The sequence below is a fragment of the Nonomuraea sp. MG754425 genome (assembly GCF_021699195.1).
Lineage (GTDB): Bacteria > Actinomycetota > Actinomycetes > Streptosporangiales > Streptosporangiaceae > Nonomuraea.
Genome location: NZ_SSXE01000005.1, coordinates 17,592 through 26,403, shown reverse-complemented (window position 1 = coordinate 26,403; position 8,812 = coordinate 17,592). Strand labels below are relative to the sequence as shown.

Annotated in this window: 15 protein-coding genes; 3 read left to right on the top strand and 12 right to left on the bottom strand. The window is 68.4% G+C overall.

Annotated features, from left to right (window positions below):
• Positions 1-10: 10 nt before the first annotated feature.
• Positions 11-829 (top strand): SAM-dependent methyltransferase, encoded by an 819-nt coding sequence (locus FAF44_RS02800; protein ID WP_308193272.1) that lies wholly within the window; start codon positions 11-13, stop codon positions 827-829.
• Here FAF44_RS02800 and FAF44_RS02795 read toward each other — a convergent pair.
• Positions 826-2,010: a cytochrome P450 gene (locus FAF44_RS02795; RefSeq protein ID WP_237101379.1), complete on the bottom strand. Its 1,185-nt coding sequence runs from the start codon at positions 2,008-2,010 to the stop codon at positions 826-828. The genes FAF44_RS02800 and FAF44_RS02795 overlap by 4 nt on opposite strands.
• 183 nt (positions 2,011-2,193) lie before the next feature.
• On the opposite strand from FAF44_RS02795, the gene FAF44_RS02790 reads away from it, so the two are divergent.
• Complete coding sequence (locus FAF44_RS02790; RefSeq protein ID WP_237101378.1) at positions 2,194-2,433, top strand: hypothetical protein; 240 nt, start codon at positions 2,194-2,196, stop codon at positions 2,431-2,433.
• On the opposite strand, the gene FAF44_RS02785 is transcribed toward FAF44_RS02790, so the two are convergent.
• The 6 genes from FAF44_RS02785 to FAF44_RS02760 all read right to left on the bottom strand — a co-directional run bounded on the left by FAF44_RS02785 (position 2,405) and on the right by FAF44_RS02760 (position 4,405).
• Positions 2,405-2,905: a winged helix-turn-helix domain-containing protein gene (locus FAF44_RS02785; RefSeq protein ID WP_237101377.1), complete on the bottom strand. Its 501-nt coding sequence runs from the start codon at positions 2,903-2,905 to the stop codon at positions 2,405-2,407. The two genes, FAF44_RS02790 and FAF44_RS02785, sit on opposite strands and share 29 nt — an antisense overlap.
• 128 nt (positions 2,906-3,033) lie before the next feature.
• The gene (locus FAF44_RS02780; RefSeq protein ID WP_237101376.1) at positions 3,034-3,207 is read right to left on the bottom strand and encodes a hypothetical protein; all 174 of its coding nucleotides are present in this window, start codon (positions 3,205-3,207) and stop codon (positions 3,034-3,036) included.
• On the bottom strand, positions 3,197-3,631 hold the full coding sequence (locus tag FAF44_RS02775; protein ID WP_237101375.1) for a hypothetical protein: 435 nt from the start codon (positions 3,629-3,631) through the stop codon (positions 3,197-3,199). Before FAF44_RS02775 ends, FAF44_RS02780 begins: the two co-directional genes overlap by 11 nt.
• Positions 3,628-3,912, bottom strand: coding sequence for a hypothetical protein (locus FAF44_RS02770; RefSeq protein ID WP_237101374.1), 285 nt, complete (start codon positions 3,910-3,912; stop codon positions 3,628-3,630). The genes FAF44_RS02775 and FAF44_RS02770 overlap by 4 nt, the downstream gene beginning before the upstream one ends.
• On the bottom strand, positions 3,909-4,244 hold the full coding sequence (locus tag FAF44_RS02765; protein ID WP_237101373.1) for a hypothetical protein: 336 nt from the start codon (positions 4,242-4,244) through the stop codon (positions 3,909-3,911). The genes FAF44_RS02770 and FAF44_RS02765 overlap by 4 nt, the downstream gene beginning before the upstream one ends.
• On the bottom strand, positions 4,241-4,405 hold the full coding sequence (locus tag FAF44_RS02760; protein ID WP_237101372.1) for a hypothetical protein: 165 nt from the start codon (positions 4,403-4,405) through the stop codon (positions 4,241-4,243). Before FAF44_RS02760 ends, FAF44_RS02765 begins: the two co-directional genes overlap by 4 nt.
• Positions 4,406-4,644: 239 nt before the next feature.
• On the opposite strand from FAF44_RS02760, the gene FAF44_RS02755 reads away from it, so the two are divergent.
• Positions 4,645-5,091, top strand: a complete 447-nt coding sequence (locus tag FAF44_RS02755) for a hypothetical protein (protein ID WP_237101371.1) — start codon at positions 4,645-4,647, stop codon at positions 5,089-5,091.
• Positions 5,092-5,377: 286 nt separating this feature from the next.
• Here the strand turns inward: FAF44_RS02755 and FAF44_RS02750 are convergent, their stop codons facing one another.
• The 5 genes from FAF44_RS02750 to FAF44_RS02730 all read right to left on the bottom strand — a co-directional run bounded on the left by FAF44_RS02750 (position 5,378) and on the right by FAF44_RS02730 (position 8,751).
• A complete protein-coding gene (locus FAF44_RS02750; RefSeq protein WP_237101370.1) occupies positions 5,378-5,917 on the bottom strand; it encodes a bifunctional DNA primase/polymerase in 540 nt (179 codons plus the stop codon).
• Positions 5,918-6,003: 86 nt separating this feature from the next.
• Positions 6,004-6,288, bottom strand: coding sequence for a hypothetical protein (locus FAF44_RS02745; protein WP_237101369.1), 285 nt, complete (start codon positions 6,286-6,288; stop codon positions 6,004-6,006).
• 187 nt (positions 6,289-6,475) lie between these two features.
• The gene (locus tag FAF44_RS02740; RefSeq protein ID WP_237101368.1) at positions 6,476-6,772 is read right to left on the bottom strand and encodes a hypothetical protein; all 297 of its coding nucleotides are present in this window, start codon (positions 6,770-6,772) and stop codon (positions 6,476-6,478) included.
• A gap of 378 nt (positions 6,773-7,150) precedes the next feature.
• On the bottom strand, positions 7,151-7,909 hold the full coding sequence (locus FAF44_RS02735) for a hypothetical protein (protein WP_237101367.1): 759 nt from the start codon (positions 7,907-7,909) through the stop codon (positions 7,151-7,153).
• Positions 7,906-8,751: a hypothetical protein gene (locus tag FAF44_RS02730; RefSeq protein WP_237101366.1), complete on the bottom strand. Its 846-nt coding sequence runs from the start codon at positions 8,749-8,751 to the stop codon at positions 7,906-7,908. The genes FAF44_RS02735 and FAF44_RS02730 overlap by 4 nt, the downstream gene beginning before the upstream one ends.
• Positions 8,752-8,812 lie beyond the last annotated feature (61 nt).

The window sequence follows — 8,812 nt, the reverse complement described above, 5'->3', positions numbered from 1 at the left end:
CAACCTCAATATGGTGATCTTTATGAAAGACGAGGATTCCTCCTTAGACTGGCGGGCGGGGGTTGACCCAACCGTTCCCAATTCTGCCCGAATGTACGATTACTTCCTCGGCGGAAAGGACTCTTTCCCGGCCGATGTCGCCGCCGCCCGGAAGGTCCAGGACAGGCAACCCATCATCCGGGCTGCCTCCCGCGAAAACCGCTACTTCCTCCGCCGTGCAGTGCGCTATCTCGCTGAGCTCGGCATCGACCAGTTCCTCGACCTCGGCACCGGGCTGCCCACCCAGGGCACCGTGCATGAGATCGCGACCGGCGCACGAGTCGTCTACGTGGACCATGACCCCATGGTGATCGCTCACGCGCATGCGCTGATGATCGGCGGGGACGAGCACCGCGTGCGAATCATCGAAGGCGACGCTCGTGAACCCCACACGATCCTCGACCACCCGCAGGTGGTGCGTCACCTCGACTTCGACCGGCCACTGGGCGTCCTGATGCTCGGGCTTTTGCACTTCATCCGGGACCAGGAGGGCGCGGGCGACGTGGTGTCGGAGTTCGTCCGCCCGCTGGTTCCCGGCAGCTACCTAGCCATCAGCCACGGCACTCTGGACGGGTTCGACACGCGATTGGTCGCTGACGTGCGCCTCGTGTACGAGAACGCCATGTCCTACCAGATGCGCACCCGAGCGCAGATCAGCCGCTTCTTCACCGGGCTCGACATGGTCGAGCCCGGCCTCGTCCCCGCCACCGACTGGCGCCCTGATGGCGTCACCGAGGGAGTTCCCGGCGACAAGATCGGACTGTTAGCCGGAGTCGGCGTCGTACCCTAGCGGGCCTTGACCGCAGTGGGCAGACTGGACAGCCCGTGGATGTTCGGGTGATGCACCCGCACCGGCGTACCCACGGCGTAGTTCTCGTGCACCGCAACGACGAGCTCGTCCAGCACCACCCGCGTCTCCAAGCGGGCCAGGCTCGCACCCAGGCAGAAGTGCGGGCCTGTCCCGAACGCCAGCGCCTTGGAGTGGTCGCGGTCGAGGTCGAACACGTCCGGGCGGTCGAACACGCGCGGGTCGCGGTTGGCAGCGGCGACGATGAGCAGCAGCCGCGCTCCGGCCGGGACGGTGACGCCGTGCCATTCGACGTCGCGGGCGACATGGCGCGCGGTCATCTGGCCGGAGGAGCTGTGCCGGAGGGTCTCCTCCACCCAGTCTTCGATCCGGCCTGTCTGGAAGGCGATGGAGCGCTGGCGGGGGTGGCAGGCGGCCTTGTACCAGGCGTTCCCCAAGATTTTCGTCGTGGACTCGTTGCCTGCGACGCCGAGCAGCAGCAGCACCGCGCCGATGTCCTGGTCCGACAGCCGCTGCCCGTCTATCTCAGCCTCGATGAGCGCGGACACCATGTCATCGCCCAGGTGAGCACGCCGGTCGGCGATCAGCTCTCTGTAGTAGCCCACGAGTTTCCGGGTGGCATCGACGGAAGCCGCCGTGACCGCGCCGGTGACGGGGTCGCGGAGCAGGCTCTCGTTCGACCAGGCCAGGATCTGCGTGCGGTCGGCCGTGGGCACTCCGACCAGCTCGCTGATGACGTCGGCGGGGATGTTCTGCGCCAGGTCGGTGATGAAGTCGAACTCGCCGCCCGCGTCAAGCACCACGTCAAGATAGTCGTGGGTGATCCGGCGGATACGCGGCTCCAACTCGGCGACTCGCCGGGGGGTGAAGCCCGCGCTGACGAGTCGGCGGAACTGGGTGTGTTCGGGTGGGTCCATGGCGATGAACGACTGGCGTTTGGCCAGGTCTTCCGACCATAATTCCAGGTTGACCCCGTACCGGTTGCTGTACGTGGCATAGTCCCGGCCGGCGGCGTACACGTCCGCGTGCCGGGTCAGAGCCCAGAAGTCGAACTCGTCGTTGCGGTAGATCGGTGCCTTCTCCCGCAGACGCGCGTACGTCGGATACGGGTCCTCGTGCATGGCGTAGTCGTACGGGTTGTAGGTCAGCGTCACGTCGCTCACCAGGCTCCCATCAGGACGAGATAGCAGGACGGGGCCAGCTAACCAGCGAGACGGAATCGGGACAACGGTCCATGAGGCCATAACGATCTAGCATCCGGCACGTGGACCCCGTATCGTGGCACCCCGCACAGCATCGAACCGGATCCACACCCGCTCTCCGCGCTGCCACCCTCGGGGGTTCTCATGCACCGGCCAGCACGCATCCTGACCACCGCCGCCGTCGCTACAGCGTTTACCGCTCTGCTGGTCAGCCAGGCTGGCCATCTCGACCCCGTCGCGCTCGCGGCGGCCATCGGACTCGTGCTCCTCGCGGCGGCCACCACTGTGCATGCCATCATCCGCCCTGCGCGACGGGAGCCGATCGACGAAGCGTACGAGCGTAGCTACGAACGCGTCAGTGGCCGGTTTGCCGTGAACCGGTAGCCTCTCTCGCCGGCCCAGGGCCGGCGAACCGGCCGCGGCCGGGGATGTGGTGAATGAGCCCTTCCTGGCGGAGTTTCCGGAGCGCGATGGTGATGGTGATGGCGGCCAGCCCGTACGTGTCCATCAGCTCCTGCTCCGGTGGGAGCGGGTCGCCCGGCTTGAGGTGGCCGGAGGTGATGGCGTCGCGCAGGTCCTCGACCAGGCGGCGGGACGCGGGGACGGGCGCGGTGGTCTTCTCGCCGGTGACGTACGTGCCCTTGGCGGGGACGGTCTGGACGAGGCCCTGGCCGCGTAGCTGCTCGACGGCGGCCCGCACGGTGGTGCGGCCGATCTGGAAGCGGGCGCCGAGTTCTACTTCGGTGGGAAGCCGGTCGCCGGGCTTGAGCCGTCCTGCCTTGATGTCGGCGGCGAGGTCGGCTGCGACCTTCATGTAGACGGCGTCGCGGTGGGTGCGTGCCCGGCGTTGGATCATGTGGCTACCGTACCGGATAGCACACGTGTGTATAGATACGCGAAGGCCCCGGCAGGCAGGTGGATGCCTGACGGGGCCTTCGGTGCGTGGATTTGCAGATCTCACGCGGTACGGCGCACTCTATGCGGTCATCCGCCCGCCTGACCAGACGATTCGGCGCTCTCAGCGATGTCCAGCAGGATCGTACGGATGGAGGCGACCTTGTCTCGGGCCACGCCGTCGAACGCGTCCGGCCAGCGTTCCAGGGCGTTGGCCAGGCGGTCAGCGGTCACCTCGGCCGGGTGGCGGCGGTCACGGGCCATCGTGGGACTTCTCTGCTCGGTTGAGGTGGTCGAGCACGGCTGCCTCCACGTCCGGCGGCACCTCCCACAGGCTTTGCCGGCCCCGGCACGGCACCGGCTCGGCGAGAGGGCGCACGCCGGCGAGCAGCCAGTGCACCTGGCCCGGTTCCGCCCACGGCGCCGGGCCGGCGCGGGTCACGTCCACCAGCTCGGCGACCGCGATGATCGCGCCGAACACGAACCGCGGGTCGTCGGCCGCGAGCGGCACCTCCGACCGGGCTGCCCCCATGATGCGCCAGTCAGCCGCCCCGATCTCGTCCCAGTGCTTCCCAGCGTGGATGGCGATCTCGCCTCGGTGCTGGGTGGCGCGGGTGCGGTTCTCGACGGGCTTGAGGTTGGCGGCGATGGCCCAGGACCAGGGCTGCCAGATCGTTATGGCCTTCACTCGCCGCCACTTTCCGTGATCTGGTCCAGGGCCTCTTCCCAGCAGGTGGTGGTGGAGCGAAAGCCGTCGTCCCACCTCTGGGCGAGCAGGGACGCCCGGTGCCGGTCCTCGGCCGACAGAGCCAGGTATCTGGCCCTGTCACGTGTGTTGTCTGGCCCTCCTCGCCAGGGCGCTACCTCCTGCGTACCGGGCTGGGCCGGCGGCCAGTGGCTGATGGCGTGTGCGCACCACTCGCGGTTGGGCTCCTCGGGGCAGTGCCCGTCCCACGTCGTCGTGGTCATTCGCCGCTGCCTTCCGGGGCGAACACCCAGTGATGCAGGTGACCGCTCGGTGAGTACTCGGAGATGGTGAACACGTGGCCCTCGAACGCGATCCGAGATCCTTCCCTGGCGGCGAAGCAGAAGGACGCCGCCGCCGCTGAACTCCAGGCCCCGGCTCGCGTCGCCGAGGACGACGACCTGGATCGGGGAGTGCCGTCGTTGCTGCTGGGAGAGCTGCGCACGAGGATGAACGGGCGGCCGAGGAGGGTAGCGCGGAGCCGGTCGGCGACCCCGTCGATGTTGTCTCCCGTGAGGCGACCGTGATAGCTATGCCGGTCGAGTTGGCCGCTCATAGCCCGTACGCCTCCGTGAGCATGGCGATGATCTCCTGGGCAGCGCGGCGGTCCGCGTCGGGGTCGTGCTCCTCGATGAGCTCGCCGGGGTGCTCGTAGAACTCGGGGTACGTCTCGTCGTTGAGCCTGCTGGCGAGTGCGGTGGTCGTGGCAGCGTCCATGATCATCCTTTCGTTGGCGGTTCCGCCAACATTTACGAGATGCCTCTCCGCGCGGCCATGGCGGCCAGAGAGGCTTGATTGGATGTCTTCCGAGCCTATCTCTTAGAGCACCATTGCATAGGTGCGGCGATGCTTACAGCGCCTCGAAGAAACGGACATAACGGACGTGCTTTTGTCGCGAGACACGCCACGGTCTACGGTAGGGATCACACCCAGCCGCACACCGCCAGGAGCACCACGTGGCCCGCCGCCAACGAACCCAGCAGTCCGATGACTCCGCCTCGTTGGCGAAACCGCGAACCGCGCGCACCAAAGCCGTCGGGTGGACCGACCTCGTCAACACCGGCACCCGCCTCGACGAAGACACCATCGACCGCATGAACAACGCCATCGAGCACACCGGCCTGGGCCTCCAAGGCGTCTGGGAAGCCGCGATCACTTACTACTGCGACCATCTCGGCATCCCCGCTCAGATGCCCGAGGGCAGCGAGAAGAACCCCATCCCGCGCCCGAGTACCCCGGCGGCTGATCCGGACTCGCTCACGCTCATCACTGCGCGAATCAAGCCGAACACCCGCGCCCGCCTGAGCGCCGGCTGCCACCTGGAAGGGCTGGGTGGGCAGGAGTTCATCCCGGCCGCGTTGAACGCGTGGTTCGACCACCTGGACGAGACCGGCCAGCTCTAAGGCTTCCGGACGCCGCGCGCTCATGTGGGTGGCAACGCTCGTCGCCGCGTTGGCCTCCGCGCGGGAGCACGCTCGACACGCTCAGACGGCACCCGAATCGGCCAGGCCGGCTCCCAATCGTCGGGCATCGCGTCGATGAAGAACCGCCCGCCCCCACCGCGGTGGCTGGCCCGGTTCACACTCCCGGCCCGCAGGTCGGACTCCTCGCTCGCCAGGAGCCGAACCAGGCGGGCGACGACCTCGGCCGCCAGTTCGCCATCGTCGTCCATGACGCGGATCTGTACCATCACACTCTCCCGATGTTGAGCAGGCCGGTAAGCCAGCCAGGGCAGGTCACGATCGGCAGGTCGCGCTCGATCATGTAGGCGTGGCCGCCGATGACGGAGCTGGGGCCAACCAGGTAACCGCCACGCCCGCCCCGGCCGGGGCCGCGAGTGTCGATGCCCGGCCCGAGCGGCGAGCCTGGGTTACGGCCTGCGGTCGAGCCGACGACGACACCGACAGGCACCGCAAAGTAGAGATGTTGCCCGCCTGAGGGCGTGCGGACGGTCATCGTGTCCGGCCATGTCTCGCCATGCTGGTCGCACAACACAGCGAAGCGGGCAATGCCGTCCACACCGTCCTTAACGTCGAGGTCGAGGCCGAGCACGCCGGAGCGCCAGCAGCCCACGCCGACGTTGTCTCCCGGCCTCCAGATCGACGCCAGAACGTCAGGGTCGCTGGTCGCCGCGTGCTGCCAACCGGGCCCGCGAACCAGCTTGCTGCCGGGCTCCAGTCCGAACACTGCCAGGCCATGCGCGGCGGCAACGAACGGGTTGGGAATCACCGCGCCTCCTAGTCGTCACAGTGGCAGTCGTAACCTGTGCGGGTGTCACCGCCACACTCGGGGCACGCGGCCTCAGCCTCCTCCAGCTAGGCGAGGTCGTCGGGGTGCATGTACTCACGGTGCCGCCACCCGGTGCAGTCGGTCTCGCAGCCGCAGCCCTTCGAGCATTCGGGGCAGACCATCCCGACCGTCCAGCCGCAGTCCTCGCACAGAATCTCGTTCGCGGGGTCGGTCATGATGGCGACGGCCTCGCCCGGCGTCTCCTCGCGGCCGTCGAGCCAGTCGAGGAGCTCGTCGCGGACCTCGGTGTACTTCTTGCCGGGCCGATGATGCATCAGCTCCCGCGTGGCGCGGCCTAGATCGTTTGACATCTCTCGCCCGTCCGGAGGTGTCCCACGCCCACCCCCTGCATGGTCGAGAAGCGCAGCCATCGGCGCGCGTCGCAAATGAGGGGGTCGCTCGCTGTCCCTTCGACACTTCCCCGGTCGATCGCCTGGCCCCTGCGTGGGCGGGGTACCGGACTCCAAAGGTGGGCTGGAGCGTCAGCCATTTCGGAATTTACACGACATCTCGGCAAGCGTGCCACAATCGCTCAACATCGGCGAGAAGTTCCGCCACGGCCACCGCCCGCGTGTGCCGGAGCGTGGTCGCCCGCTCGATCGTCGTGCCAGAGCGGCGCCGGGCTGGCCACCCGGACCGTGCGGGGCCGACTGTGCCGAGCAGGTCACCGGCGACGAGCACGAGGTATCGGCCGTCCTCCAGCCCGGTCGGCACGAGCTGCACAGCGTCCAGCTCGGCCGTGGTGTACCAGGAGGGGCGGTTCAGCGGGTTGCCGGTCTCGGGGTTGTCGTTCATCGATCCCCAGTGAAGCACGGAGGGCGCGGCCCCGCCTGGGACCGCGCCCAGATAGTTGGCGCAACCGCCAACGTCACGCAGCAACCGGCAGTTCACCGCGTTCGGCCAGCCGGTGCTTATAGTACGTCACCGTGGATCCGGGCACGCCGAGCAGGCGAGCGATCTCCATCGTGCCCTTGCCCTCGGCCAACAGGTCCCGCGTCCGCTGCACCCGCTTCTCGGTGCCGGCCTCGCGGGGCCGGCCGCCCTTACCCGGCGGCGGCGGGCCTTCCTTGGGCTTCCCTGCTCGCTTCCACCGGTCGCCGCAGGCCCGACACCAGCCGCTCGCTTTCCGAGCGGCGGGCCGCTTCCGGCAGCTCCTACATTTCCGCGCCGCCACTACTGCCCGCCCTCCTCTCGACCAGAGGCGATCCGCCACCGCGTCGTCCTCACCGTGGGCGAACCAGAGTCGCGGATACCCGCCACCGCGATGGTTCGTCCCTCCCGCTCCAGGCGGCGCAGCGCCGAACTGAACCGGCCGCTGGGTTCCCCCAGCAGCACGCGGGCGAGATCGGTGCTGCTGAACTCCGTACCCGGGAACCGCCCGAGATGGGCGAGGATGCGGGGCGCCCACTCGTCGTACAGGCACCTCCGGAACGTCAGCCCGGCTGCCTGCTTGTGCCGCTGCACCGTACGCACAGTCAGTCTCAGCCGCTGGGCGATGGCCTCGTCTGACAGCCCCTCCTGGACGAGAGACTTGATCTCCTCCCCGCGGTCACGCGCCGACACCTGCTCCCAGCATCGTCCGGGCGTAATCCCCATCCGGGCGCGAACCATTCGCATCGCGTGGCTTCGTGCCCGACCTGGGCTGGTCCGGTAGCGCACGGTGAAAAGGTCGATCAGCCGGTTCAGCGGGTACGCCGCGTCCTCAGCAGCAGCGGCGGTGACCTCCGGCACACCGTCCGCCTCTGCTAGAGCGAGCCCTTCCAGCGCTGCGGCCACCGTTTGGGCGAGATGGTCGCGCATCTCGTACGGGATCGCGATCCTGGCCGGCGCGGACGGGCTGGTGGTCTGCTCGGAGGGTTGGGAGACGACGAGCGTGAGATGGGGGCGTTCAGTCTGCCTCGTGTTCAGCGCAGGGCCCTTGACCTGGGTCATGATCTTCTCCTGTCGTAGATGGGGATGCCCGGCCTGTATCGCACGCGCGGCGGCTCTGCCCTGGTCAGGGCCGACAGCCCCTCCCCGTAAATGCCGGGCAGTTCCATCACCGTGTGCGAGGGGGCGACCGGGAGGCTGGCCAGCATCCGCTTCCGCCAGGCCAGCGCGTACACGGGGCAGCTCGAACAGGTCTTGCCGCCGCGGGGATGGGTGTGTTCGGGGACGTCAATATAGATGTCGTCGGCGTTCTCGCGGGCATTCTTCGACCACGCCTGGGAGTCAGCCGAGAAGAGGAGAGGCCAGAACCGGCGCAGACCGAGCGTCTTCACGCCGAACCCGTGCATCCGCAGGCCCAGGCCGGCCAGCGCGCCGAGCACGCGCCCGATCTCGGGCGTGCTCTGCATCCGGCACACCGATCCGACGCTGACGAGCGGAGCCCCCGTCAGGTCGATGCCACGCCGCGCGTACATATCGACGTGGCGTAGGAAGGCGTCGCGGCTGTCGCCCTGGAGCGGCGGCACGAACGGGCTGTCCGGCCCCCACTGCCCGCGCAGGGTGATGTAGTTGTCGATCGACAGATGTTGGTGGCCGTTCACCGACCGGCCCGACCTGGCGAGCGCGGGCGGCTCGCACATCCAGTCCTGGCACGCCGCCCACCGCAGGTTGCCGATCTCGTCGGCGTACCGGCGTACTGCTCGCACGTAGTCGATCGCCGTGACCGTGTACTCGCCCCGCTGCGTGACCTGATTGAAGCCGCCCGAGTCGAGAATCCACGGCACCACAGCGCGCGGCAGCTCGCCCTTGATCGTGGCCAGGCGCGGGTAGGCGACGCAGAGAGGCACGCCGACGTCCTCTCGCCTGAGCCAGGAAGACGCGCTCGTCCCGAGGAAGAATCGCATCGGG